The sequence below is a fragment of the Limnobaculum allomyrinae genome, from assembly GCF_016649425.1.
GTDB classification, from domain to species: Bacteria; Pseudomonadota; Gammaproteobacteria; order Enterobacterales; family Enterobacteriaceae; genus Limnobaculum; species Limnobaculum allomyrinae.
This window is the reverse complement of sequence record NZ_JADRCR010000001.1, coordinates 842,123-868,952: the sequence shown is the minus strand read 5'-3', so window position 1 is coordinate 868,952 and position 26,830 is coordinate 842,123. Positions and strand designations below refer to the sequence as shown.

Here is a 26,830-nt window from a genome sequence, read left to right as displayed (position 1 = left end):
CGTAATCGGGCTTATTTCGCCTGTTTTTCAGCAGTAAGGCCAACATAAGGAGCCAGGGTTTGCGCCATAAAATCAGCTATTTCTGGCTGTGCTTCGGCAGTAGGGTGCAAGCCGTCAGGCTGCATCAATTCTGGCTTAATGGCGATTTTTTCCATGAAGAAAGGAAGTAATGGAATTTGGTGTTGCTGTGCTAACTTAGGGTAAATTGCTGTAAAGGCATCGGTATATCGACGACCATAGTTTGGGCTGATACGTATTTGCATTAACAGCGGCTGTGCATTAGCTTGTTTCACTAATGTAATAATATGTGTTAAATCCCGTTCAATATCGGCCGTCGGAAAACCTCGTAAACCATCATTTGCGCCCAGTTCTATCAGAACCCAGCGCGGCTGGTGCGTTTTCAGGAGCTCCGGCAAACGGGATAGCCCTTGTGCTGCGGTATCACCACTAATGCTGGCGTTAACTACGGCAGGGGCTTTAGGATTCAATTTCCAGCGTTCACCCAACTGTGTGGCCCAGGCCTGTTGGATAGGAAGCTGATAACCGGCGCTTAAACTGTCGCCCAGAATAAGTAGCGTATCCGCAGCAGCGATACGTATTGATGACAATCCCAGTAATAAAAGGATCGGGATATGCCTGAGAATAATGTTCTTGAAGTTCATCATTTAAATAAATTTGTTGGTGAAGGAGAGCATAAGCTCAACATCCTTACCGGAGTTGAGTTAGTTGTCAAATCTGCTGAAACAATAGCACTAATTGGCGAGTCAGGTTCAGGTAAATCGACACTGTTGGGTATTCTCGCTGGTTTGGATGATGGCAGCGACGGGGATATAAAGCTATTAGGCCAGTCATTACCAGGATTAGATGAGGAGGCCAGAGCCGCATTGCGCGCTCAAAATGTGGGTTTTGTGTTTCAATCTTTTATGTTGGTTCCAACGCTGACAGCGCTGGAGAATGTGCAGTTACCAGCCTTGCTGCGGGGAGACAATGAACGCAGCAGTAAAGAGCAGGCGATTCAGCTGTTAGAGCAGCTAGGATTAGGACAGCGCATCGGACACTTACCGGCGCAGCTTTCTGGTGGTGAACAGCAACGGGTAGCCATTGCTCGCGCTTTCATTGGTCGTCCTAAAATTCTGTTTGCTGATGAACCTACCGGAAACCTTGACCGCCAGACGGGGATAAAAATTGCCGATCTGCTGTTTTCTCTGAATCGTGATTATGCCACCACGCTGGTATTGGTTACCCATGATGAAACGTTGGCGGCTCGTTGCCAACGCAGACTGCGCTTACGCGACGGTAAGCTGTGGGAGGAGTCATGATTTGGCGCTGGTTTTGGCGGGAGTGGCGTTCCCCCTCGCTACTGATCGTTTGGTTCTCCCTAACTCTGGCGGTAGCCTGTGTATTGGCACTGGGCAGCATCAGCGACCGCATGGAGAAAGGGCTAAGTCAGCAGAGTCGAGATTTTATTGCAGCCGATCGGGTGTTAACTGCCAGCCGTCCGATATCTGCTGAGTGGTTGCAGCAGGCGGAACAAAATAAGTTGACGGTAAGTCGCCAACTGTCGTTTATGACAATGGCTTATGCTAACGATGTACCTTTGCTGTCATCGGTTAAGGCTGTTGATCTGAATTATCCGTTGTACGGTAAGTTAGAAACAGTACCCGAAAATCTGCGCCCGGAACCAGGGAGTGTTTTAGTAGCACCGCGTTTGCTGGCGCTGTTGAATGCACATCCGGGAGAGATGCTGGACGTCGGGGATGCCACTTTCCGTATTGCGGGAGAGATTCATCAGGAACCAGACTCGGGTTTTAATCCTTTCCAAACGGCACCGCGTATTTTAATGAACTATGCGGATATCGAAAAGACAGGAGCCGTTCAACCGGGTAGCCGTTTAACCTATCGCTATCTGTTTGCCGGTGCCGAGCAAGATCTTAATCGTTTTGGTGATTTTATTGCCCCTCAATTACGTCCCGATCAGCGCTGGTTTGGTATGGAACAGTCAGGAACTGCGGTGGGTAAGTCGCTACAGCGGGCACAAAACTTCCTGTTACTGTCTGCTATTTTAACGCTGTTATTGTCCGTCGCTGCGGTAGCCGTTTCAATGAGTCACTATTGCCGTAGCCGTTATAACCTGATTGCCGTATTGAAAACCCTGGGAGCAGGGCGACAGTCGCTGCGTAAGTTGGTGATCGGGCAATGGCTATCAGTACTGCTTTTGGCCGCCATTGTTGGCTGTTCTATTGGTCTGCTGTTTGAAAGAGGATTAATGGTGCTGCTGGCGCCGGTTCTGCCGAAAGCATTACCTGCGGCAGGTTTGTGGCCATGGATATGGAGTCTGGGAACATTACTGTTTATCTCTGTGCTGGTTGGCTTACGCCCCTATAAGCAGTTACTGGCAACCCGGCCTTTACGGGTACTGCGTGAAGATGTGGTGAGTAATGTCTGGCCGTTGAAGTTCTATCTACCTATTATTAGTGTTGTGGTGGTGCTGTTACTGGCTGCATTGGTTGGCTTTAACCCTATGTGGTGGGGCGCGCTGTTTGGTATTCTGGTGCTCTCTTTACTGCTGGGGGCTCTTGGTTGGTGTAGCTTGTTACTGTTGCGACATATTACGCTCAAGAGTCTGGCATTGCGTTTGGCAGTTAATCGTTTATTACGTCAGCCGTGGATAACCACCAGTCAGCTTTCAGCTTTCTCATTCTCGTTTATGTTATTGGCTTTGCTGTTTATGTTACGGGGCGAGCTGTTGGAACGTTGGCAGCAGCAAATCCCGCCGGGTAGCCCTAACTACTTTGTGATGAATATGACCAAACAGCAATTACCGGAACTGGAACAGTTCTTTACCAGTCATCAAATTGCACCAGGTGAGTTTTATCCGATCGTACGGGTACGGTTGACCCAAATAAATCAGCAGGAAGCCACTAAACTGGTGAAAGAGGACGATCCGGGGGGAGAGGCAGTTAATCGTGAACTGAATTTAACCTGGCTGCCCGTCAATAAACCATCACCAAACGATATTACCAAAGGTACATGGCCGCCAAAATTGGGTGAAGTCTCCATTGATGACGGTCTGGCGGGACGATTGAATCTGAATATTGGTGATAAGCTGACTTTTAGTGGAGATACCCAAACGTTTGAAGCCACAATTTCCAGCCTACGACGAGTTGATTGGGAAAGTCTGAAGCCTAACTTCTATTTTATCTTCCCGGAAGGTGCGTTGGACAATTTACCTCAAACCTATTTAACCAGTTTCCGCTACCAGCAAGAGGGGCCTGCGCTGGTTCAGCTAAACCGCCAGTTCCCAACGTTGAGCCTGATGGATATTGGTAGCATTCTTAAGCAGATTTCTACCGTATTCCAACAGGTGGCTCAGGCGTTGGAAGCGATGGTGGTATTGGTCGTGGTTTGCGGGGTATTACTGCTGTTAGCTCAGGTACAAGTAGGCATGCGCCAACGGCGACAAGAGTTGGTGGTGTATCGCACACTGGGTGCCGGAAAACGCTTGCTGAGGCGTACGCTGTGGAGTGAGTTCGCTTTACTGGGGCTGGCGGCGGGTATCACAGCAGCGATCGGTGCAGAAGTCTCTTTGTGGTGGTTGCAGTATAAGGTGTTTGATTTTCCATGGCAGCCAAACTACCTTATGTGGATAGTACTCCCACCGTTATGCGCTGCGCTGTTGTCGTTATGTGGTGGATGGTTAGGGGTGAGCCTGCTGAAAGGAAAGGCATTGTATCGACGCTATCAGGAGTAGTTATTTCTGATAATTAAACAGGATTCGTTCCAACAGGAACGAATCCTTTGGCCAACCTTTTCTGGCTAGCTTAATTTTTCTAAAGCCCAGTCAATGCCAGACCAGTAAGCCTTATCCATCATCGGTTTTAGCTGTAATAATGTCTGTTTTAGCGCCTGCGAGGTGGGATGATTCAGGTTTAGATGCCCAACTTTTCTACCTTCACGTACTTCTTTATCGTACCAGTGCAGATGAACCAGCGGCAGTGATAGCCACTGTGGGTTGGTATTGGTACCGATCAAATTGATCATCACTGATGGGGTTGCCACATTAGGTTGTGGCATGGGCAGATCCAGAACCGCGCGTAAATGGAGTTCAAACTGACTGATTGAGGCACCATTCTGTGTCCAGTGTCCGCTGTTGTGTACCCGGGGTGCCAGTTCATTAATCAGTAGATTATCGCCAACAATAAAGCATTCCATTGCCATCACACCAACATATTTCAGCTCATTGAGGATGGCACTAAGCATCTCTTCAGCCTGCTGCTGTAAGTGAGCGTTTGGCTCAGGAAACGCAACGCTGGTACGCAAGATGCCTTCTTCATGCAGGTTGTGAGTCAAGGGATAGAAAATGCATTCTCCCTGATGGTTACGGGCACCAACCAGAGAGACTTCACCGCTAAAGTAGATGCCTTGTTCAACAATGCATTCGCCATAGACTTCGTCAGGTAAATGCTGCTCGTCACCGGGTTTTACACGCCACTGCCCACGACCGTCGTAGCCACCCACCCGCCGTTTCACAATAGCCAGTGAACCGAGGCGATTGAGAATAGCAGGCCATTCGGTTGCTGCGTTTAGTGGTTGCCAGGGCGCTGTCGCCAGATTGAGTTTATCCAGCAATTGCTTTTGTGTCAGACGGTCGGCCAACAGAGGGAATATATCCCGATTAATAAAGCCAGTATGGTTTGCCAGTACCTGAGTTAATGGCGTATCTGGCCAGCGCTCAATTTCAGCAGTAATCACCGCATGCTGGTAAGGAACAGCTTCGGGTTCTGCATCCAGTCCTACGGGATAGACAGCAATTCCTAAAGGTTCTCCCGCCTGACGTAACATTCGACCTAACTGACCATTACCTAATACGCAAACGGGTTTCATACAGGTTCCCTCGGATCGGGATTATTCAATACTTCATCGGTTTGTTTACGGCGCCATTCAGTCAAACGAGTAGCAATTTGATCATCATGCAGAGCCAAAATTTGAGCGGCTAGCAGGGCGGCATTAGCGGCACCGGCTTTACCAATTGCCAGCGTACCAACGGGAATACCACGTGGCATCTGAACGATGGAGTACAGGCTATCTATACCGCTTAAGGCTGCGCTTTGTACCGGAACACCGAGTACGGGTACCAGGGTTTTAGCCGCCAGCATGCCCGGTAAATGAGCTGCACCGCCGGCACCGGCAATGATCACATCAAATCCATTGTTTTGCGCTTGCTCAGCAAAACTGAAGAGCTTATCTGGTGTGCGGTGTGCTGAGACAACTTCAGTATGAAAAGGGATGTTTAAGGCGGTCAGAATGTCGGCGGCAAATTGCATGGTAGCCCAGTCACTTTTGGACCCCATAACAATAGCAATTTTGGCCTTGGCAGCGTTGGCTGGCATAGGTGTGATGCTCCTGTATTAGTGCAGGCAGTAATTGAAATCTTAGGATAAAACATAACGCTACGACATACGGTTATCAACCAAAGCACGATAATATGTCGATACTCCCGGTACGAGGGCGTAGAGGATACCACGGCTCGCAGGTAAGGAAAACGTTTGCGTGGTGTGAATTATTATAATTTGGGCGGAGAAATCAGTAAAAAGGTGACAAAGCACCGATTTTAGAATCAGAGTGGAAAGCTTGCTAACTCAATTTGGTCATCGGGATTGACACGCAATACCGAGCCATTATCGTGCCAGGCACCCAGTACGGCACGTTGGGACAGGCGTCCGCCAATGGTCATATCATGAATGGCCGGTCTGTGAGTATGACCGTGTATCATATGTATTACCTGATGGTCTTTAAGTGCTTTAATGACCGCCAGTGGATTGACGTCCATCATTAAGGAAGATTTAGTGCGGTTACTTCTTTTACTTTGACGACGTAGTTTTCCGGCAATTTTTTGCCGTAAAAATAGCGGCAGGGACAGGAATATTTTCTGAATAATCGGATTACGAATATAACGACGGAAACGCAGATAACCAGGATCGTCGGTACACAACGTATCACCATGCATAATCAATACTTTCTGACCGTAAACGTCGATGACGCACTCTTCCGGCAATAACACCATTTTGCTGCGTTTGGCGAAATCTTTACCGATGAGGAAGTCGCGGTTACCATGAATAAAATAGCAGGGAATGCCTTTATCATGCAGTTCAGCCAGTGCGCGGGCTACGGTATCATGTAGCTCATTGGGATCATCATCGCCGATCCAGAACTCAAACAGATCCCCTAAAATATAGAGTGCATCTGCATGAACAGCCTCCCTTTGCAGAAAGACGAGAAAACCGGCAGTGATTGCCGGTTCATTGTCACTGAGGTGAAGATCGGCGATAAATAAAGTGGTCATCAATGATTATTATTCTTCGTCAACGGTGACGCTATTGATAATCACATCTTCAACCGGAACGTCCTGATGCATACCAGAGCGTTTGGTTTTAACGCTTTTGATTTTATCAACCACGTCTATACCTTCAACCACTTCGGCAAATACACAGTATCCCCAGCCGTCGCCGCTTTCTGAACGGAAATTCAGGAAGTCATTGTCCACCAGGTTAATAAAGAATTGTGCTGTTGCAGAGTGAGGTGCAGCGGTACGAGCCATTGCCAGAGTACCACGGGTATTTTTCAGCCCGTTATTAGCTTCGTTTTTAATGCTGTCGTTAGTGTTTTTCTCATCCATACCTGAAGTGTAACCGCCGCCCTGAATCATAAATCCGTTGATTACGCGGTGAAAAAGGGTTCCGTCATAGAAACCACTACGGCAATAGTCTAAAAAGTTCTGCGCGGTAACCGGCGCTTCTTTAGTGAAAAGCTTTATCGCGATATCGCCATGGTTGGTATGAAGAGTAATCATTAAATATCCTGAAATTTAGTAGTTAATCAATCAACTGTGTATTGTATCTTAAGGCGCTGATTGCTGCACCCATTGGTTTATAGCATTTTGAAATAGTTTACCAGTACTTTATTCTGGTTTTGTCACAGAGGTTGAATTATTAATTTATTAATCGGGGGTTAATAACGTTCATTGTGGCTGTTTGTACATAAATATAAAAATTCCAGCGGAAATTCCATATTAAATCTACCCGCAAGTCACTTGATTAATCGTTAATAATTATAACTTTATCTCTTGTATTGCAGAAATAAGTTGAAGAGCCAAAGGATGTAACTCTTTATGTGTATCAGGCAGAAATCCCATCATAACTGCAGCGCCGATCAGGCGCCCTGATGAGCTAAATATAGGGCAAGATATCGCCCGCGCACCGGGAATACCTTCTGTTTCTGTCAAACGAATAGAGTAGCCAGATTGGATGATTTGATGACGTTCTTCTTCGCTTAAGACTTTTTCATGCTTATAGCTTTCGTCATAAGTTAAAAAGATTTTTCCAGCCGCGCTGTTGCTTAGCGGAATAGGTGTATTGTCTCTGTAATCAATTTCAATATTCTTATTGCTTCGATTGTACTTAACTAAATTAATCAAATTGCCTTTTTGAATAGCAAGGCCAGTAGATATATTCAGGTTATCCCTAAGCTGGGATAACGCATTATTGATGGCCGTTAGCGTACCATTCTGCTTTTGTGCGGCAGTGCCTAATACGGACAACTTATTGCCCAGAGAATAAAGGCTGGTTTCCGGATCCTGATAAATCATATCGCACCGGCTTAATGACACCAGATACTTATGTAATCGACTTTTTGACAGCCCGGACAGGCGCGCAATATCAATTGCTCTGGCTGGTTTATCGTGTTCAGCAAGCGCTTCCAGAATAGTAATTGCAATTTCTACAGAGTTTATACCCTGGGTATCTGACATCCGAAACATGCCTCAACAAACGATAAGAATAGAAAATAACCCGAGAGTTTACCTTTTTTTCGGCGGTCTGACCAGAATAACCCCCTATGGAACTAACCCGAATAGGTCATTGAGGTGTTTTACCGTGCCTAATACTGATTAAGCATAAAGAGGTAAGTTGATCTCGATCAGTACACTATTGGTAAACCATGGTTAACTTATGGTGTCTTTCATGTGTTATTTAATTGAAAGGCGGGCTAATGTGAGGATGACCATAAAACATAAGATGTGGCGGAAACATCATGAAAAACATATCTGATATCAGACTGAATCGTCGAACCTTACTAAAAGGATTGGGGGTAATTGGCCTGGCCAGTATTTCGCCTTGCGCGTTTTCACTGGTTAGTGAGGATAAAAAACCATTACCAAGAGTTCGCTTAAAGCTCAGCGATTATCAGACTTTTCGCTCCACCTGCGCGATGGAGTGTTTACACTGCAATTTAACAGCCTACGTTTATCAGGGCGAGCTGAAAAAGATTGAGGCGAGTAAAGATTTCAACGTGAAGTGTTGCCTGAGGGGAATGAGCCGTACTAAGTGGGTTTATCATAAACAGCGGGTAAAAACACCGCTGCTTCGTGTGGGTGAAAAAGGGGAAGGTAAGTTTAAGCCTATCTCATGGGATGAGGCGTTGGATCTGATTGAGAAAAACATTCGCGATACGATTGCTACCCACGGTAATAAAGGAATGTTGATTTCTACCCATGCAGGCAATATGGACTCGATTAAAAACGACATGGGAAAAGCGTTTTTTGACTATCTGGGTGGTTCAACCAAACAGGCGGGTTCTCTTTGTTGTTCTGCGGTAACCGCAGCCATGATGCCAATGGTTGGATTACGCTATGCAGATATGCGAGATACCATTGCTGATAGTCGTTATATTCTTTGCTGGGGAAATAACCCGGCAGTAACCATGCAAGCCTATTTTAAAGAGTACATCAAGGCACAGGCCAATGGTGCTCGCTTGGTGGTGATTGACCCTCGTTTTAATGAAACGGCGGCGAAAGCCGATGAGTGGATTCCTATTGTACCGGGTACCGATACGGCGTTGGCGCTGGGTATGATAAAAATCATTATGGATGAGCAACGGTATGATGCTGACTTTTTACGTCAACATACAGGCGCCGTCTATTTAGTTGATGCTGAGAAAAAACAGCTACGGGAAAAAGCAGACGATACGGAAAGCTATCTGGTGTATGACACCCTAACGCAAAGTACCGTTCGTCATGATGCGCCAGGGATTGTCCCCGCATTAACTAAAGACGAACTGCCTGCCAATGCTGAATACACCACGGTATTTGAGCTGATTCGCACCGAGTCACAACAATGGGATTTAGCTAAAGTTGAAGCTGAAACTGATGTGCCGGCAGCGACAGTGCTTCGTCTGGCAAGAGAGTATGCCAGCAATAAACCATCGATGATCGTACAGAATATGTCAGGAGCACAGCGCACTGAGTTTGGTACTTATGTTGCTGCGGGGCAGTTTTATCTGGCATTGCTGACTGGCAACATGGGTAAGGCCGGCGGCGGTGTATGTGATGCAGGTGGTGTCCGTCAGATGCTGAAAATCAACGCCCCGTTGCCTGCACCAAAAGAAGTGCAAAAGATTCCACCTATTCCGGTATCAAAAGTGGGGGAGTGGATTGTCAATGAGAGGCCACATCCGATCAATTTCTGGTGGATTATGACCATGGGGGTACTGACTCAGTTGCCTAACACCAATATGGTGAAAAAAGCGCTGAAGAAGGTACCTTTTGTGGTGGTTGCCGACAACCTGATGACCTCAACCACACTGTATGCCGATTTAGTTTTGCCAGTAACCACTATTTTTGAGGACGTCAGCCTGATGGCCGGGGTTCGTAGTCACTATGTGCAACTGATGGAAAAAGCAGTGGAGCCGGTAGGCGAAGCCAAACCTGACTATTGGATTTTTGCCAGACTGGCAGAGCGCTTTGGTTTTGGTGATGTATTTAATCAACCAATCGAACACTACATTGAAAACTGTCTGGCCGGAACCGGAATCACTATTGAGCAACTGCGCAAAGGGCCGATTAAACCAGTTGATGCACCATGGATTCCATTTAAAGACGGTATTTTCCGCACGCCAACCAAAAAGGCCCACTTCTTTATTGAAGAGTGGCAAAAAAAGGACTTCGCGCCCATTGTCACCTATATGCAGGTGAAAGAGTCGCCGAAGGGCTCACCTGAACTTGCTCAGAAGTATCCACTGATGGCGGTTCAACGAAAACTGGCGCGTAGCATTCACTCCAGTCATGGTATGAATGAGTGGATCCTCGAAGTTCAGCGTAATCAACCCAATGTAATGATTCATCCGGATGATGCGGCCAGCCGTAATATTCGTCATGGAGAATGGGCAGTCGTCTTTAACCATCGGGGAGAGCACCGCGCATTGGTGGTTGTCACCCGTCAAATTAAACGCGGTGTTATCAGCCTGGATAACGGCTGGTGGGAACAGCAGGGGGGCAGCAGTAGCCATGTGACTAACGATTTGATTGAAGTACTGGGCACAGGGCATAGCTGTAACAGTACCTTAGTCGATGTCAGAGCGGAGGCATAATCATGGTCAGACAATATGGATTTTTAGTCGATATGCGTGGCTGTTATGGCTGTAAAACCTGCTCAATGGCCTGTAAGTCAGAAAATGCGACACCTACTGGTGTTTTATGGCGTCGCGTCAGAGAGTTTAACTTCGACGACCCTAATGGCATGGCATTTATCAGCATGTCCTGTAACCACTGTGACGATCCCCAGTGTATGAAGGTATGTCCAGCGGATACTTACAGTAAGCGGCCTGACGGTATTGTGGTTCAGGATCATGAAAAATGCATTGGTTGTCGGATGTGTATTATGGCTTGCCCATATAACGCTCCGGTATTTGATCCGGTAGAAGGAAAAACCAGCAAGTGCAACCTGTGTGCAGAACGTTTAGATGAAGGACTGAAGCCTCGTTGTGTAGAGTCTTGTCCGGCTGGCGTATTGCAGTTTGGTGATATTGATGAGCTACGTAAACGTTACAGTGCTGACTTATCACGCATTGAAACGCGCTACAAACTGCCGGATCACCGAATCAGTCATCCAAATATTGTGATCATCCCAGCGGGTGATAAGGAATAAGGAGATACCATCATGTCTGAATATGAACTTCCTTTAGTCTTTTTCACCGTATTGTGTCAGTGGGCCGTTGGCTCCATTATTGCTATTACGGCACTCATGACGGTTCAACCGATATGGTTGAATGAAGAGACGCGTTTTAACCGGTTGCGCTCTATGGCACTGGCTATTTTAGCTATTAACATCGTGGGTTCGTTTTTGTCACTGTTACATCTGGGTTCGCCACTGGGTGCCTATCGCGCTATTTTAGGTATTGGACACTCCTGGCTAAGTCGTGAAGTGGTGGCTTTCTTCCTGCTGAATGGCGTGGTGTTCATCTGGGCTGTAGTGATGTTTCGTTTTAACCGCAATCGTGCGCTGGTGAAAAGCGCCAGTTTTATTGCTTCTCTGGCGGGTATTGCGGCGATTCTGGTTTCGGCACAGGTCTATTATCAAATGGCCAGCCACCCAATGTGGCACTCGTTGATAACCCACCTCAGCTTTATTGCTACGGCACTATTGTTGGGTTTTGTCACCATCAGTCTGATGGTGGCGGTTTATCAATATCGTCAACAAGCGCAACAAGGCAAGACTCCGGGACTGCTGTTAACCGGTATTATGCTGGGTGTGTTGCTTATGTTATGTGTAGTGTTGTGGTACAGCCATGGTCTGAATGGACAAGGCCAGATGGTAGGCAGTGCTATTGCCGTATTAGGCTCAGGCCTGATGGGATGGTTGATCTTTGGTGGATTAATCACCGGAACCGGTGTTGCCACTTACCTGTATAAGCAATCATCTATTTCCATGACAAGCGCTACGCTGTTGATGCTGGTAGTCCTCTCAGCTGCCGTTTGCGGGCGGATGCTGTTTTATAGCGGGGTGATGAGCCAATCCCCTTGGTTCTAAATCATATCAACTGAAGCTGCCCGAAAATTTTATTCTGGCAGCTTTTTCATTATCAAATTGAGAAATAACCAATTTGTCGGTGATGTTAAATAATCTATAAGGATATTTTGATGCTGAAGAAAACCTGTCTGTCTGCTGTGATAGCTGCTGTGTTGCTATCTGTTGGTGTGGCACAGTCTGCTGAGCGAAATGTAGTGATGCCTGAGGGGGCTAAACCTTCAGCACTTTTCTCTCCGGCCATTGAAGCTAACGGTTTTATTTTTACTTCCGGTCAGTTACCTATTGATCCTGTAACCGGAAAGATGGTTGAAGGTATTGAAGCGCAAACGGAGCAAGCGATCGCCAACTTACGTTTGGTTCTGGAAGCGGGTGGTTCATCCCTGGATAAGTTGGTTAAAGTAAATATCTACCTGAATAATATTGATGATTATGCCAGTATGAATAAGATTTATGCCAAAGCATTTAAAGGCGCGCCTCCGGCACGAACCGCTTTGCAGGTAGGTAAGATCCCACTTGGCGCTTCAATTGAGATTGAAGGTATTGCAGTAAAATAGCGTTTTTTGATTAACTTAAATTTGGTTACAGTGGGGGCAGTCATCCTCCACTGCATCTTTTCATAGTGATATATACCTCATGAATCATGGGGTTCCTCTTGCAATGCCCTGATAATCAGGTTTCAATATATCTTTCCAATCAACTAATCAAACGGTAACAGGCTTCCAATGCTAAAGATTTTTAATACCCTGAGCAGACAAAAAGAGGAATTTAAACCCATTCATGCGGATAAAGTCGGCATGTATGTATGCGGGGTAACCATTTATGACCTGTGTCATATCGGGCATGGACGTACATTTGTTGCCTTTGATGTTGTGTCTCGTTACCTGCGTTTTTTGGGTTATAACCTGACCTATGTAAGAAACGTGACAGATGTTGACGATAAAATTATTCGTCGGGCTACCGAAAATAAAGAGAGTTGTGAACAGTTAACCACCCGAATGCTGGCAGAGATGCATGCCGATTTCGATGCGTTAAACATTGCTCGTCCTGATTTAGAACCTCGCGCGACTCACCATATTGCTGAAATCATTGAGCTGGTTGAACTGTTGCTGCAACGTAATCATGCTTATGTCGCTGATAACGGCGATGTGATGTTTGCGGTTGATACCGATTCTGATTATGGTTTGTTATCCCGCCAGAATTTAGAACAGCTTCAGGCAGGCGCCCGGGTTGAAATTGCTGATGTGAAACGTAATCCAATGGACTTCGTGCTGTGGAAAATGTCTAAACCAGGTGAACCGAGCTGGGCATCTCCGTGGGGAGAAGGGCGTCCGGGGTGGCATATTGAGTGTTCTGCTATGAACTGCAAACAGTTAGGTGAACACTTTGATATTCACGGTGGTGGTTCTGATCTGATGTTCCCACATCATGAAAATGAAATTGCTCAGTCGACCTGTGCTCACGATGGCCCTTACGTTAATTACTGGATGCATTCAGGTATGGTGATGGTCGATCGGGAAAAAATGTCTAAATCATTGGGTAACTTTTTCACTATCCGTGATGTGTTGAAACATTATGATGCCGAAACCGTGCGTTATTTCCTGATGTCCGGTCATTATCGTAGTCAACTGAATTACAGCGAAGAGAATCTCAAACAGGCAAGAACAGCTCTTGAGCGCTTGTATACTGCGTTGCGTGGTACGGATGAGGCGGTAAAAGCGCAGGGTAATACCGAGTTTGAAGCCCGATTCCGTGAAGCAATGGATGATGATTTCAATACTCCGGAATCCTATTCCGTATTGTTTGATATGGCGCGTGAAATCAACCGTCTGAAAGCCGAAGATATGGTCGCTGCTAATCAACTTGCTGCGGAACTGCGCCGTTTATCTGGCGTATTGGGATTACTGGAGCAATCTCCGGAATCTTTCTTACAGGGTGCCGGTCACAATGCTGATGACAGTGAAGTTGCAGAAATTGAAGCACTGATTAAGCAACGTAACGATGCTCGTCAGACAAAAGATTGGGCGATGGCGGATGTAGCACGTAACCGTTTAACCGAGATGGGTATCATTCTGGAAGATGGCCCACAGGGAACGGTTTGGCGTCGTAAGTAATTATTTTATGTGTAAAAAAAGCGCCTGATGGCGCTTTTTTTGTTTTTGTATCTAATTAATATCACATAGGATCGTGATAAAGCTCGCAGGCCTGTAAGGTATTCTGCATCAGCGTAGCTACGGTCATAGGGCCAACACCACCGGGAACAGGGGTGATCCAGCTGGCGCGTTCAGCTGCAGCTTCATATTCCACATCACCGACGACTTTTCCGCTTTCTAATCGGTTGATACCCACATCGATAACGATAGCGCCGGGCTTAATCCACTCGCCACGCACAAAACCAGGGCGACCAACGGCGGCAACAATCAAATCAGCCTCTCTGACTTTCTTTTCCATGTTGGTGGTAAAGCGGTGGGTAATGGTGGTGGTACAGCCAGCCAGCAGTAATTCCAGCCCCATTGGGCGGCCAACAATGTTTGAGGCGCCAATAACCAGTGCATCTAAGCCGTAGGTATTGATCTCACAGCGCTGCAGCATGGTAATAATGCCGCGTGGTGTGCAAGGGCGAAGTTTTGGCGTGCGTTGACACAGACGACCAATATTATAAGGATGGAAACCGTCAACATCTTTTTCCGGAGAGATACGTTCCAGAATCTTGATGTTATCAAAGCCCTGAGGCAGTGGTAATTGAACCAAAATTCCATCAATCAGCGGGTCGTTATTCAATGAATCAATGAGTTCAAGCAGCTCATTCTCAGTACAGGTCATATCCAGATTGAATGAACGAGACAAAAAGCCAACTTCTTCACAGGCTCGGCGTTTGCTGTTGACATAAATCTGAGAAGCAGGGTTTTCACCAACCAGAATAACTGCCAAACCAGGCGCGCGTTTGCCTGCCTGAAGGCGTTGTTGAACACTTACGGCAATTTCAGTTCTTAGTTGTTGAGCGATTGCCTTACCATCAATAATCTTTGCTGACATCTGAGAATAGATCCATTTTTTAACAACGGGTGTCATATTCTGTCAGAAGAGAAGCGTTCTGTCAGGGAGAAGTTGTGATTAATTAGAAAAGTGGGGCATCACAGATGATAAAGAGCCTAAACTGTTTTGGTTTGTATCTTATTATCTGACCCAATCCATCCAGATGGCAACCATATAGAAAACTGAACAAAGAAAAATAAAAGAAACGGTATAAATGATCTTTTCCATATCTGACTTTCACTCTTTATTATTTTATTTCGGAGTAAAAGGTAACATTGAAATCTTAACTAATTCTTAAATAGCAAAGTCATATCGAAAATAAGGTGTTGAGCTTGACTTAATAATGACTGAACAGATGAATAATTCCCCCAAAAGTAAACGGTAACCAAATAGAGCACATTAATTTATCGCTGATGCGTTGCAATTTAACGTTATTTTCAATACTCCTATCTCATTAATTTTAAAGATTTTTATTTAAACCCCCTCCGCGATCACATAAATCATAAAACATAAATTCATAATCAAAAAACACAATAGTTACCATTGATAATAGTAACTACAGTGATCAAGTTTATTTTTAACAGTTCAGGGAAAATTTATGCACAACCAGATTTTGTCTAAGCGGGAAAAGATTGGTTATGGATTGGGAGATGCAGCCAGTCATATCGTATTTGATAATGTTATGCTGTATATGATGTTTTTTTATACCGATATATTTGGTATTCCAGCCGGCTTTGTCGGCACTATGTTTTTATTAGCGCGGGCGTTAGATGCCATATCTGATCCTTGTATGGGGTTGTTAGCGGACAGGACTCGCACCCGTTGGGGAAAATTTCGACCTTACATAATATTCGGTGCCATTCCTTTTGGTATTGTCTGCGTATTTGCCTATAGCTCACCGGAGCTCAGTATGACCGGTAAAATGGTCTATGCGGCAGTAACCTATACGCTGTTAACGTTGATGTATACCGTAGTGAATATCCCTTATTGTGCACTTGGCGGCGTTATTACCGCTAACCCTACACAGCGAATCTCTTTGCAATCTTACCGTTTTGTACTGGCTACTGCTGGCGGTATGTTAAGCACCGTATTAATGATGCCTCTGGTAGAACTCATCGGCCAGGGTAATCAAGTGGTTGGATTTCAGGGGGGTATAGCGGTACTGGCGGTAGTAGCAGTAGTGATGTTGGCAATTTGCTTTGCTACTACCAAAGAGCGTATCAGTGATGATGGCGCCACTCAGGGAAGCGTACGTGAAGATTTAAGGGATATTATACGCAATGACCAATGGAGAATTGTTGGTCTGCTGACCATCCTTAATATTTTGGCCGTCGCGGTACGTGGCGGAGCCATGATGTACTATGTGACCTATATTCTGGGTAATCCCGCAGTATTTACGCTATTTCTGGTTACCTATTCTGTTGGCAACCTGTTGGGTAGTGCGGCAGCTAAACCACTGACTGACTGGAAGTGTAAAGTTAGTGTGTTCTGGTGGACTAATGCTGCTCTCGCCGTATTAAGTATTCTTATGTTCTGGGTACCCATTGGTGCCAATATCACCATGTTTGTCTTTATTTTTGTGATTGGAGTTCTGCATCAATTAGTGACGCCTATCCAGTGGGTAATGATGTCCGATACTGTTGATTATGGCGAATGGAAAGATGGCAAGCGTCTGACTGGGATCAGCTTTGCAGGAACGCTGTTTGTACTTAAGCTCGGTCTGGCTCTGTCTGGCGCCATGATAGGCTGGATGCTGGCGGGAGCAGGTTATGAGTCAGGTGCAGCGACACAGAACGATGGCACCTTATCCGTTATTGTTGCTCTTTTTACTTTGATTCCCGGAATTTGTTATCTGCTCAGTGCGCTGATTGCTGCCCGTCTTTATACCCTCAATACCCCATTTATCAATCGTATTCTGGCTGAATTAGCCGCTGGGGCAAAACGTAATGAACAAGAGTTCATCAAATCGTCAACCAACCATTCTATTAAGTCAGCGGAGGGTTTAAGCCATGAAAATCAGTGACGGTAATTGGCTGATTCAGGAGGGGTTGAGTTTACTCCATCCATTATATGTGTTTGAAGTGGAACAACATGAACGTGAAATGGTGATTTATGCTGCACCTCGTGATGCCAGTACACGTGGTGCTCAGGTTGATAGCCCGTTGTTTACCCTGCGTTTTTTCTCTCCCTTGGAGGGGGTGATTGGTGTACGTATTGAGCACTTTTCTGGTCGGATTGCCAGAGGTCCGGATTATCCGCTAATGCCACAAAAGACTCATACTCTTCAGTTTGATGATAATCCACAGTTTGCGTCGCTACAGAGTGGTAATTTGAGCGTACGGGTTACTAAAGGTAATGAATGGTCATTAGACTTCTTGCGTAATGGTGAACGCATTACCGGCAGTGTGGCTAAATCTAATGGCTATATTCAGAATGCGAATGATGGGAAAACTTACCTTTATGAACGTCTCGATCTCGGCGTTGGTGAAACAGTTTATGGCTTAGGTGAACGCTTTACGGCTTTTGTGAAAAATGGGCAAATCATTGAAACCTGGAATCGTGATGGCGGTACCAGCACTGAGCAGGCCTATAGAAATATCCCGTTTTACCTGACTAATCGGGGATATGGTGTATTAGTGAATCATCCTGAGTGCGTCTCGTTCGAGGTTGGTTCGGAAAAGGTATCTAAAGTGCAGTTCAGTGTTGAAGGTGAACATTTGGAGTATCTGGTTTTTGATGGCCCCACACCTAAGCAAGTACTGAACCGTTATACTTGCCTGACAGGACGACCCGCGTTACCTCCTGCCTGGTCATTTGGTCTGTGGCTGACCACCTCATTTACTACAAATTATGATGAAGCAACCGTAAATAGCTTTATTGATGGTATGGCTGAACGTCAACTGCCGTTACATGTATTTCACTTTGATTGCTTTTGGATGAAAGCGTTTCAGTGGTGCGATTTTGAATGGGATCCGGAGACCTTTCCCGACCCTGTTGGCATGTTAAAACGTTTAAAGGCACGGGATTTAAAAATATGTGTTTGGATAAACCCTTATATAGGGCAAAAGTCCCCATTATTTCGTGAAGCAATGGTGCGGGGATATTTGCTTAAACGTCCGAGCGGTGACGTATGGCAATGGGATAAATGGCAACCGGGACAAGGGATTGTTGATTTTACCAATCCTGATGCTTGCGATTGGTATGCCGGACATTTACGCCGTTTGATTGATATGGGGGTAGATTGTTTTAAAACAGACTTTGGGGAACGTATTCCAACCGATGTTCAGTGGCACGATGGTTCTTGCCCACAGAAAATGCATAACCACTATGCCTTTATCTATAACTAATTGGTATGGGACGTTTTGAAAGAAAAGTTAGGAGAAGATCAGGCTGTTCTGTTTGCCCGTTCGGCTTCAGTGGGTGCACAACAATTTCCGGTTCACTGGGGGGGCGATTGCTATGCAACTTATGAGTCAATGGCGGAAAGCCTGAGGGGCGGGTTATCACTGGGATTATCGGGCTTTGGTTTCTGGAGCCATGATATCGGTGGATTTGAAAATACGGCCCCGGCTCATATTTATAAACGCTGGTGTGCATTTGGCTTACTATCGAGCCATAGTCGCCTGCACGGCAGTAAGTCTTACCGTGTACCATGGGCATATGATGATGAAGCCTGTGATGTAGTTCGTTTCTTTACCGGTTGGAAATGTCAATTGATGCCATATTTGTATGCAGCTTCGGTACAAGCCATGCATCAAGGTACACCTGTTATGCGCGCTATGATGCTGGAATTTCCTGAAGATCCCGGCTGTGACTATCTCGATCGTCAGTATATGTTAGGGGATTCGCTGATGGTTGCGCCAGTATTCAGCGAACAGGGAGATGTACAGTTTTACCTGCCACCAGGTCGTTGGACGCATATGTATAATAATCGGGAAATCGCCGGAGGCTGGCATCGTGAACGTCACGATTTCCTCAGTCTTCCATTGTATGTACGGGCTAACAGTTTAATTGCGCTGGGTAATAATGATCAACGTCCTGATTATGATTATAACGATGGAAGTTGTTTCCATTTGTTTGCGCTGGAAGAGGGGGCATCAGCACAAGCAATGGTACCGTCTGCGACCGGAGAGGCTCAGTTTACCTTGATGGTACGCCGTGAAGGTAATCAACTGTATGTGAGCCACAAAGGTCATGCCCGTAACTGGAGTCTATGCCTGCGTAATATTCAACAACCCGTTAAAGTTGTTGGGGGAAGTGTGAAGGACAGCAAGCCAGGATGCATCATTGTGCCGGAGGCTGATACGTTAGTTATAAGTCTGTAATCATTATCGCTCCTGCTGCGGTGGGAGCGATTTTAAATCCCATCCCTGTAAGTACTCATCAGAATCATATCCAGCGTTGCTAAAGCTTATATGCTCACCGTATCGGGCAGGGCTGTTTATTGTCTGTAATTGATGGATCGGACAGGAGAGGTGTAAAACGGGTTATGATTTGAAATACTTTGAAGTCCCAGAAGGAGTAAATATAAAACGTTTTTATTAGATTAAATAGGGTTTTTTATCGATTCGAAAATCATGCCTATACACAATTCTATACACATTTGTTTTTTCTTAACCATTTTTGAGGTTGCTCACTTCAGTCCTGTAGCAGTGGATTTAACGAGATAAAATTTTTGACCTGTTTTTGCTCCAAATATTAGCTAAGGCTGCTCAGCGCAAGAGGTTATGCTGATTACTCGCCGTAAGTCTGTCAAATCCTGTCTAAATTTGCATAAATTAATATAGGCTAGTCAGGCATCAGTCTCGGAATAATTTAGGACATAGCCAATGCTTAAATATGGCTTCAGGTCAGTAATGGCACACACTAATGTTATTATCAGGTGTTTAATCCGTCATAATCAGTCCTAAATTTTAACTATCAACAGAGGGTGAGAAAGCGGCTATTTGTTGAAATAGTTTGTTTGACGAGCTTTACTATGAAATTTTGGCTAACCTCAGGCACAGCAAGGGATAGAGCGTTTTTTTGATGCTCAATCCGTCTAAGTCTGTCAAGGTAAATAAAGCTAAATCATCTGCGGGGTGCTGGTTTCTTCCACTGGTAAGCTGGTGATTTCATTCTTTGGTGATGGCGCTCTTTAGCCGCCAGTGTTGTCGCTATTCTCGTCCTAATCTCTAACAGGTCTTTACCATCCAAGGTTAAGCCCCGCTGATTAGCTACCTCAATTAGCGTTAATTCTACTGTCTGATGGTCTAGCATGATGTACCTCTGAGAACGGCGCTGTTATGAGAACCTATTATCGTTTGTCATGTTATCCGCATAAAGCACTATGCTGCTCTTTGGCGGTTTCCAATTCGATTTCCAGTAAAATACTTGCGTTTTCTTGCGGTCTGGGTGGTAGCTTTTTACTGGTAAAAAACATACTAAATTCTTTATATCAGTGGGCTTATAGCTTGGTTCACACTTAGTTCGCAGTGCGGATTTTTCTGCGTACTATTGCGGATTTTTATCGCTATTCTGATACGTACTCTTCAGGGTAAAACTCTACTCTATCCCGTGCTGACACTGGATAGCTCACATTATTTTCGCTTGGTTCGCACTGCGGACTTCATTCAAAAAACTTTGGTTTTCTTGGGGTTTAGGTGCGTACTTTTTAGGGCTTAATTAACTGATTTAACCCTGTCAGGATTTGGTTTACAGCTTGGTTTGCAGTGGTAACTCTTGGTGGTAACTTTTCATACTGGTAACCAAAATATACCCACCAAAATGTGACACTCATCACACTATATCTTTTGTATATATAAGCAAAAGTGCGTCGGTTTGGTCGGTTGGTCGGTTTTTTATATAAATATTGTTATTTATTAGATGGTTGGTGGCAATAAAAAAACCGACTTTGGCGTTTTCAAGGTCGGTTTTTCTCTTTTAAGGTCGGTTTTCTTGGTGAGTCAGCAACGTTGTGACTATAAAACAAGTTTGTTCTCGTAAATGAAGCTGTAAATTACGTCATATTTTCGAGCATAATTGTGGGCTAAATCTTCTAAAAAACTTGGCGCTAGCATTTCTTTTTGAGTGTCCAGAATATAGCCTTCAACTTTATCCGGTTCTATCATTTTTTCGTTTCGAATAATCAACTGATAGATTGCCTTGAAAAAACGCTCATCGTCCTTTGGGTGCCCTGTGTGCCACGTACTCACCCGAAGCCAGCTATCAAGCGGTGATAAATCTGACATTACTTACTCCCTCTCATATGATGATAAATCAACGTTGACGTTAGCATATTTGATGAGGTCTTTATGGTAAATAGAAATAACCTGCTTCATTAAGTATGTGGCAACCAAGTCGGTTTTTTCGGACTAAAGTCGGTTTAAGGTCGGTTTTTTCACTGCTATTAACTAATTGATATAAAAGGATACTCACATGAAAAACCGACCAACCGACCAACCGACCAAACCGACCTGTTTTTCCTCACATGTGAGAAATATCAGCGTGACTTACATCACAATTATTCTTCTGATTCACCGTCTATCTCTGGCTGGTAGCGCAGAACGATAAAGTGAGGCTGTTTACCATCAACCACCAGCGTTTTCTTAGTGATACCTTTCTTTGGCTTGTCCAGCATACCGGCATCCGCCAAAACCTGAGCAAAGGCGATATGGTTCGCACCTATAGCGATTTCATCTTTGAACACGGTAGGCCATGTATGAAAGACAATCTCTTCACTCATTCGATTTTTTACCCGATAACCGGCAAGGTCTTTAATCGGCAGGTCTCGCGGGTCACTGCTGGGGTGTGGCATATATCGGCTATAACCATAGCGTTGCAAGAATGACTCAGTCTGTTCTATCCATGCCTTAGCCTCTCGATTCTGCATACCAAACTCATTCACCCATGCGTTGAAGCTGTGCTGAAGTGCGTCACGGCTCTCTTGTACCGTCCAGCCAGTAAGATGATGAGATAAGAGCAATGCGGCTTCCAGAACGGCGAAGCGGGACGATACACGGCGAACCTGTTCGCTAGCTTCAGAAGGTAACAGGGATAACCAGCGGCGCTCTGCGGTTCTAGTTGCCTCGGCTGCGGCTTCTTTCTGGCTGGCAAGGTACTTTATCCATTCGCGGCCTACCGCGCCATAATGATTCTGACAGGCATCCCGCATAGCATCAGCATGAGCTTTACCATCAGCATAGCCATGAAACACGGTCGCTTTAGTGATAGGAACGTTTAGCAACCTGACCAGTTGACCGGCATTAACCTTTCCTCCATCAGCACGAATATAGCTCTCAAGGTCAATCTCGCCAGTACTAAAGGCCATAGCCCTCCAGCGTTTAATATCACGGTTACCGCCTTCTTTAGCCCCTTGAATCTTACCCACGCCGTTAAACAGCGCATAAGCAGCATCAGCAACGGCCTTGCGATTACTCCCTTGTCCAATTTCATCCAGCGGCATAAAGCCATCGTTATGAGCAGCCGCTTCGTTCACCAGACCTAACGCAGTGGAATACCACGTCAACTTCAGTCCTTCGGGTTCACCGTAGATACTGGTGGCTGCGTTACCAGTTGTTGTCTTACCTGCTGATGAGCCACCGAACAGATGAACGCCGAACCCGTCAGCATTGGCAAGACCAATCAATGGAGCAGCAAAGGCGCAGGCTATGCCTAACATCATGGAAGGGTTACCCGATGCCAGCAGTCCTACGCTATCTCGCCAGCTTTCCGCTGTCCCTTTCACCGTATAACCTTTAGCCGCAGCAGAACGCCCGTTAAACAATACTGGTTTATCTGGTTCACCAATAACAGAACCATCCGGCATGATGTATGCGCCACATTGCCAACCAGTAGCGCCAGCTATCGACCACATATCCCGCTTACCGCTACGCTGAAGATAGTCAGCAAGGATGGCCCGCAATCCGCTTCTTGCAGTGATAGACAGGCCACCAGCGCGTAACTTAGCCCAACCCTCGCGCTCGCCAATATCACGCATAGGGAGCGCCTCTGTGCGCTCTGTTTGACTGCCTTCAGGCGTCCATTTCAGAATCAGATAGCGCTCGTTATCATCCTCACCAATACCGGCAATGGTCAGCGGGTCACATAACCAGCTTTCACGCTCTATTTGTTCTCCAGTATCCCTGTCAGTTTTTGGTTCAACCCAATACAAACCTCCATGACGAATATCTGCATAAGGCTTTAATGGGTCACGTTTAACGGTCATTGGATTTGGTATTGCTGCTGGTGGCTCAGAATTACACTGATATAGAGACGCATTAAACGCGCCTGTAGCGTATTTTAAGCCGTTCAATTGTCGATAGTCGTCCCAGTCAGCCTTATGCTCTGTTGGTGGCAAGGCTACCCATCCGGCTACGGATTTAGCCGCCTGTTCTGCCTTCTCTTTGCCGGTATTGGGTTCGTCCGGCTTAATATCATTATCAGCAGCAATAATTATTTGCGCTTCAGGGTATTTCCGGCGCATCACTTCAGCAACCGGCTTCAGGTTACCGGCGTCAATAGCCGCTACCGTAAAAGCATCAGGACGCATCAGGTGAACAGATAGAGCCGTTGCTAACCCTTCAGCAATAATCACTGCCTGAATCTGTTCAGGTGGCTTCTGTACAGGATAGAAAGCGCCTTTCTTCGCTGAACCAGCTAATAACCGCTTATTACCTGCTGGTGTAATGGTCTGAGCGGCGCTTACTGCTCCTGACCCATCCACCAGCGAGACAAGTAAACGACCATCAGCCAGAACGGGAAGCGGAAATCCAGTTAGTCCTTTGCCGGTCAGGTAGCTATGCTCATGCTCAATGGCATTTTCTCTCAGACCGGTGTAGCGAGTGAGGAATGCCTGACGGCGTGATACTGCCTCAGCTTCATCCTGTTGCCTGTCAAATGCCATCTTTTGGTTGGTGGTTCTGGTTGAGCAAGTATCACCACCTAACGCCTCAGACACTATCTGCGCTGCCTCATAGTTAGAACATTGTTTTACCTTCCTGACCAGCTCCAAACCGTCACCAGCCCCGCAAACATTACAAAGGTGGGGGCCTCTGCCGTCCTTATCATCAAATCGAAACCGGTCATTTCCACCACAGGCAGGACAGGGGGCGTGAGTGCGAGGGTTCTCCGGCACATTGATGCCAATTGAAGATAATACTTCGCACCAGTGGCCTTGTGCTTTACTGGTTACATCACGGATTAAATCGAGATGTCTCATTAATCTGCCTCTCCCGCATCATGAGCATATTTCCATGCTACATCCAGAACCTCTAAAGCAATGCGCGTCTGATTTCCATCATTCAAAAGAATCAAACTGGCCTCAATCAGATTAGCTATACGGTTTAACTGGTCACGTAAATCCAAAACATCAACCAGACCAGAGCGGCTATTATCAGGGCTCTTCTGAAGGCTTTCATTTGATAGGGATTTACGCATCAGCAACCTCCGAAGACATCAGGGATAACAAGGTATCCAGCTTTTCAAGCAGAATGAAGGAAAGGGATTCTTTTACTGGTGTGTGCTCTGCCGCTTGCAGGCTATAGGTCAGAGCAAGACATTGCTCTACCAGCTCTTCAGATGTTAGCGGAGTTTTATCAATCAGATTATGCATGGCGAACCTCCTGACGAGAAACGAACACCAGAGAAGGGAACCCAGCCAGAGAACGGGCTTCTTGTTCATTAGCAGCAGTGACAGAGATAATCTGAAGTGGGAGAAGGTCAGACAGGCGTTGACGGCCCGAGCCAATAAGAAATGTAAATTTAGGGTGAGTTTGGGTATGCTGTATATCAGCCATAGCGTTAGCCTCATTAACGTTGCGGTTAGAAGCCCTTTGGTGTTAGTAGCACTGAAGGGCTTTGTTATTTCAAGGTGTATTTCACCTTGGGTTCTGAGATTACATTTAAGTGAAATACACTTCAAGTCTTTTTTTTCTTTGTTTTCGCGTATACTGACATACACCTAAATAGTGGAGTATGAGTAATGGCAACCGGCGCGAAGAACGCAAAATCACAAATGACAACTGTTCGAATCCCCCATGATGTAATGGAAGATATAGAAAAATTTAAAGAAGATGGGGAAAGTACTGCGGGCTTTCTCGTAACGGCGGCGAAAGGTGAGATTAAACGCCGACAACGTAAAAAGCCTAAAGAAGAAGCCAAAGACTGAACACACCTCAACGTTGAGGTCTGCTTATTTATCAAAAGGGTAGCATTCGCAGTGTTACCCTTTTTTATGGACTGAAGAAACTCACCTCGCGCGTAGTGATAGTGAGAAAATCTTCCCGCTTGCGTAGTGACTCCGATAAAATCTTCCTGTGCTTCGTGTAGTGATGTTGGAAAAACCTTCACGCGCATAATGACCGCAAGAAAATCTTGGTTATCAGCCTTGTGTAGTGACCACCCGAAAATCTTCATGTCAGGTTTTATCTGGTTCAATCTGCCAGTTTTTGGCAACGAATCAGTCAGGGAAAGAGCCCCGTTCTGTGTGGTGACGTCAGTCATTAGCCACCTCAAGTTGCTTAGCAAGATGGCGTTGTGACAGGCGGGTTAATTCGGTCTTACGCTGGTGATAATCCCAACCAAGCTCTATCAAAGTGATATTGCTCTGTTCAAGATATGAAAGGTGTTTTAACTGGTCGGCGGACATACTGTTGCGAGGGTCACCAGAGATACCATTACCCGTAGCCCATCGCTTGGCTGTCAGGCCACCAAGAACCAGACGGGCTATCATGTTGCTTTCACTGGTGTAGTGGTGAGCTTGCGTTAACTTGCCTTGTTCCGCTCTGGCTAACTCCAAGGCAGCGCACATTGGTTTAAAGTCGTTAGCCGCTGTAATACGAGCCTTTAACTGGTCTCGTAATTTTCGGACATCTTGAGGGGCAATATGCTGTAGCCGCTCTTCACACTGGATAAAGTAACGGCGAACAGCACGGCCTTGCTCATTTCGCTCAACCATAGCCAGTTCTTTAGCCATGCCAAGAGAGATACAGTAATCCTTACTGCGCCGGTCTCCACCTCGCTTAGTTTTCCACTGTTTAATCTGAACACTTTCTGTACTTTGATTCGCCAGATTTGGCGAATCAAAATTAATGTAATCTTGCTCGTAAATAAAACCGTATTCCTCAATCCTTCCCTTAATCCAATTGCTAAAGTCACGTCCAACACCTAAATAAGCGTGTAGCTTCTTAGCGCTGGTGGTTTGTATTTCTCGCCCATTAATATTATTTAAGCTAACCGGAACCAGTTCAGTTAATAAGCCAAGAGCCTGATTTTGGGTAAAGGAATTCCCTGCCGTTAATTCGGCATTTTTAATTACTGTCATATTAATTACCTGTTATGCGGCTTGTTTATCGTCTGGATATAAATTCAGAATGTCGTTTATTTCACTCAGGGTTAATGCTGGATAGCCTGAAGTGGTCGCTCTGGCATTAACCAGACTAATAACACGCTGAACGTCATCACGACAGGCGAAACGGTAGCGGTAATGTGAGCCAATGCCATCAGGGTTTCGCTCGTCTATACGCTCTAAGTGAATAGCGCAGCGGCGTTCTAATTCAGACGCATAATTCCGTCCAGAAGATAACCGGCAATAATAAAGTATTTCATTTTCAGTGAAGCCATTAACGCCAGTACGCAGCATATACAGGCGGGCGCGGTGCTTTTTTGGGGTGCTTTGATTTTTCATTACGCAGCCTCCCCGCGAGACTCAGCGATACGTTGATTAATCCATTCGTTTATTTCACTTTCAATAAACGCAATGGAACGGGTGCCAATCTTTACAGATTGTGGGAAGCGCTTTTGGCTAATTAATCGGTAAATCCACGCCTTGCTGTAACCAGTTCGACGTTGGACTTCAGGTAATCTAATAAGGGTTTGTGGCATTGGTATAACTCCTATAGTAGCCAGTGGTCTATAGGAGCAATTTAGTTAATAAAAATAGTTAATTCCATCACTGT

At 45.7% G+C, this 26,830-nt stretch carries 25 protein-coding genes and 1 pseudogene; 10 read left to right on the top strand and 16 right to left on the bottom strand.

All coding sequences use genetic code 11. The annotated features are described in order from the left end of the window. Positions 1-11 precede the first annotated feature (11 nt). Positions 12-662, bottom strand: a complete 651-nt coding sequence (gene tesA, locus I2494_RS04055; protein WP_218465989.1) for a multifunctional acyl-CoA thioesterase I/protease I/lysophospholipase L1 — start codon at positions 660-662, stop codon at positions 12-14. On the opposite strand from tesA, the gene ybbA reads away from it, so the two are divergent. Then, entirely contained in the window at positions 633-1,319 is a 687-nt protein-coding gene (ybbA, locus tag I2494_RS04050; RefSeq protein WP_130591857.1) for a putative ABC transporter ATP-binding protein YbbA, read from the top strand. The two genes, tesA and ybbA, sit on opposite strands and share 30 nt — an antisense overlap. Further along, positions 1,316-3,751: a putative ABC transporter permease subunit YbbP gene (ybbP, locus tag I2494_RS04045; protein WP_218465327.1), complete on the top strand. Its 2,436-nt coding sequence runs from the start codon at positions 1,316-1,318 to the stop codon at positions 3,749-3,751. The genes ybbA and ybbP overlap by 4 nt, the downstream gene beginning before the upstream one ends. A gap of 65 nt (positions 3,752-3,816) precedes the next feature. Here ybbP and purK read toward each other — a convergent pair whose 3' ends face one another. From purK to I2494_RS04020, 5 genes are all read right to left on the bottom strand, one after another. Then, a complete protein-coding gene (purK, locus tag I2494_RS04040) occupies positions 3,817-4,884 on the bottom strand; it encodes a 5-(carboxyamino)imidazole ribonucleotide synthase (RefSeq protein WP_218465328.1) in 1,068 nt (355 codons plus the stop codon). After that, positions 4,881-5,390: a 5-(carboxyamino)imidazole ribonucleotide mutase gene (gene purE, locus I2494_RS04035; RefSeq protein WP_218465329.1), complete on the bottom strand. Its 510-nt coding sequence runs from the start codon at positions 5,388-5,390 to the stop codon at positions 4,881-4,883. The genes purK and purE overlap by 4 nt, the downstream gene beginning before the upstream one ends. A gap of 227 nt (positions 5,391-5,617) precedes the next feature. After that, the gene (lpxH, locus tag I2494_RS04030) at positions 5,618-6,343 is read right to left on the bottom strand and encodes a UDP-2,3-diacylglucosamine diphosphatase (RefSeq protein WP_218465330.1); all 726 of its coding nucleotides are present in this window, start codon (positions 6,341-6,343) and stop codon (positions 5,618-5,620) included. 9 nt (positions 6,344-6,352) lie between these two features. Next, on the bottom strand, positions 6,353-6,850 hold the full coding sequence (ppiB, locus tag I2494_RS04025; RefSeq protein WP_218465331.1) for a peptidylprolyl isomerase B: 498 nt from the start codon (positions 6,848-6,850) through the stop codon (positions 6,353-6,355). Positions 6,851-7,108: 258 nt separating this feature from the next. Next, positions 7,109-7,807 carry an IclR family transcriptional regulator gene (locus tag I2494_RS04020; protein ID WP_218465332.1) on the bottom strand — a complete coding sequence of 233 codons (699 nt, stop codon included), beginning with the start codon at positions 7,805-7,807 and terminating at the stop codon, positions 7,109-7,111. 281 nt (positions 7,808-8,088) lie between these two features. On the opposite strand from I2494_RS04020, the gene I2494_RS04015 reads away from it, so the two are divergent. The 5 genes from I2494_RS04015 to cysS all read left to right on the top strand — a co-directional run bounded on the left by I2494_RS04015 (position 8,089) and on the right by cysS (position 13,972). Continuing rightward, positions 8,089-10,422, top strand: a complete 2,334-nt coding sequence (locus I2494_RS04015) for a molybdopterin-containing oxidoreductase family protein (RefSeq protein WP_218465333.1) — start codon at positions 8,089-8,091, stop codon at positions 10,420-10,422. 2 nt (positions 10,423-10,424) lie between these two features. After that, positions 10,425-10,979 (top strand): 4Fe-4S dicluster domain-containing protein, encoded by a 555-nt coding sequence (locus tag I2494_RS04010; protein ID WP_179038479.1) that lies wholly within the window; start codon positions 10,425-10,427, stop codon positions 10,977-10,979. 12 nt (positions 10,980-10,991) lie between these two features. Next, complete coding sequence (locus I2494_RS04005) at positions 10,992-11,861, top strand: dimethyl sulfoxide reductase anchor subunit family protein (protein ID WP_218465334.1); 870 nt, start codon at positions 10,992-10,994, stop codon at positions 11,859-11,861. 110 nt (positions 11,862-11,971) lie between these two features. After that, positions 11,972-12,415 (top strand): RidA family protein, encoded by a 444-nt coding sequence (locus I2494_RS04000; RefSeq protein ID WP_218465335.1) that lies wholly within the window; start codon positions 11,972-11,974, stop codon positions 12,413-12,415. A gap of 168 nt (positions 12,416-12,583) precedes the next feature. Beyond that, positions 12,584-13,972, top strand: coding sequence for a cysteine--tRNA ligase (gene cysS, locus I2494_RS03995; protein WP_218465336.1), 1,389 nt, complete (start codon positions 12,584-12,586; stop codon positions 13,970-13,972). A gap of 61 nt (positions 13,973-14,033) precedes the next feature. Here the strand turns inward: cysS and folD are convergent, their stop codons facing one another. Continuing rightward, entirely contained in the window at positions 14,034-14,894 is an 861-nt protein-coding gene (gene folD, locus I2494_RS03990; protein ID WP_130591847.1) for a bifunctional methylenetetrahydrofolate dehydrogenase/methenyltetrahydrofolate cyclohydrolase FolD, read from the bottom strand. 598 nt (positions 14,895-15,492) lie between these two features. Here folD and I2494_RS03985 point away from each other — a divergent pair. Further along, positions 15,493-16,917: a glycoside-pentoside-hexuronide family transporter gene (locus tag I2494_RS03985; RefSeq protein WP_218465337.1), complete on the top strand. Its 1,425-nt coding sequence runs from the start codon at positions 15,493-15,495 to the stop codon at positions 16,915-16,917. Then, positions 16,904-19,219 (top strand): annotated as a pseudogene (gene yicI / locus I2494_RS03980) (alpha-xylosidase). The gene I2494_RS03985 and the pseudogene yicI overlap by 14 nt, the downstream one beginning before the upstream one ends. Positions 19,220-19,964: 745 nt before the next feature. Here yicI and I2494_RS03975 read toward each other — a convergent pair. The 6 genes from I2494_RS03975 to I2494_RS03950 form a co-directional block, all read right to left on the bottom strand. Beyond that, positions 19,965-20,153, bottom strand: a complete 189-nt coding sequence (locus I2494_RS03975) for a hypothetical protein (protein WP_218465338.1) — start codon at positions 20,151-20,153, stop codon at positions 19,965-19,967. A 701-nt stretch (positions 20,154-20,854) separates the two neighbouring features. Next, entirely contained in the window at positions 20,855-21,124 is a 270-nt protein-coding gene (locus I2494_RS03970; RefSeq protein WP_218465339.1) for a hypothetical protein, read from the bottom strand. 272 nt (positions 21,125-21,396) lie between these two features. Next, entirely contained in the window at positions 21,397-24,093 is a 2,697-nt protein-coding gene (locus I2494_RS03965) for a TOPRIM and DUF927 domain-containing protein (protein ID WP_218465340.1), read from the bottom strand. Further along, complete coding sequence (locus I2494_RS03960; protein ID WP_218465341.1) at positions 24,093-24,311, bottom strand: hypothetical protein; 219 nt, start codon at positions 24,309-24,311, stop codon at positions 24,093-24,095. The genes I2494_RS03965 and I2494_RS03960 overlap by 1 nt, the downstream gene beginning before the upstream one ends. After that, positions 24,304-24,486 (bottom strand): hypothetical protein, encoded by a 183-nt coding sequence (locus tag I2494_RS03955; protein ID WP_179038084.1) that lies wholly within the window; start codon positions 24,484-24,486, stop codon positions 24,304-24,306. Before I2494_RS03955 ends, I2494_RS03960 begins: the two co-directional genes overlap by 8 nt. Further along, positions 24,479-24,670 carry a hypothetical protein gene (locus I2494_RS03950; protein WP_218465342.1) on the bottom strand — a complete coding sequence of 64 codons (192 nt, stop codon included), beginning with the start codon at positions 24,668-24,670 and terminating at the stop codon, positions 24,479-24,481. The genes I2494_RS03955 and I2494_RS03950 overlap by 8 nt, the downstream gene beginning before the upstream one ends. Before the next feature lie 185 nt (positions 24,671-24,855). Between I2494_RS03950 and I2494_RS03945 the strand changes: the two genes are divergently transcribed. Continuing rightward, entirely contained in the window at positions 24,856-25,041 is a 186-nt protein-coding gene (locus I2494_RS03945) for a YlcI/YnfO family protein (protein WP_179038306.1), read from the top strand. A 327-nt stretch (positions 25,042-25,368) separates the two neighbouring features. Here the strand turns inward: I2494_RS03945 and I2494_RS03940 are convergent, their stop codons facing one another. Genes I2494_RS03940 through I2494_RS03930 form a run of 3 tightly spaced genes read right to left on the bottom strand, consistent with a single transcriptional unit; the run spans position 25,369 to position 26,756 of the window. Beyond that, positions 25,369-26,196 (bottom strand): antA/AntB antirepressor family protein, encoded by an 828-nt coding sequence (locus I2494_RS03940; protein ID WP_218465343.1) that lies wholly within the window; start codon positions 26,194-26,196, stop codon positions 25,369-25,371. Positions 26,197-26,208: 12 nt separating this feature from the next. Next, positions 26,209-26,559 (bottom strand): hypothetical protein, encoded by a 351-nt coding sequence (locus tag I2494_RS03935; RefSeq protein WP_228350826.1) that lies wholly within the window; start codon positions 26,557-26,559, stop codon positions 26,209-26,211. Beyond that, positions 26,559-26,756 carry a helix-turn-helix transcriptional regulator gene (locus I2494_RS03930; RefSeq protein ID WP_218465344.1) on the bottom strand — a complete coding sequence of 66 codons (198 nt, stop codon included), beginning with the start codon at positions 26,754-26,756 and terminating at the stop codon, positions 26,559-26,561. Before I2494_RS03930 ends, I2494_RS03935 begins: the two co-directional genes overlap by 1 nt. Positions 26,757-26,830 lie beyond the last annotated feature (74 nt).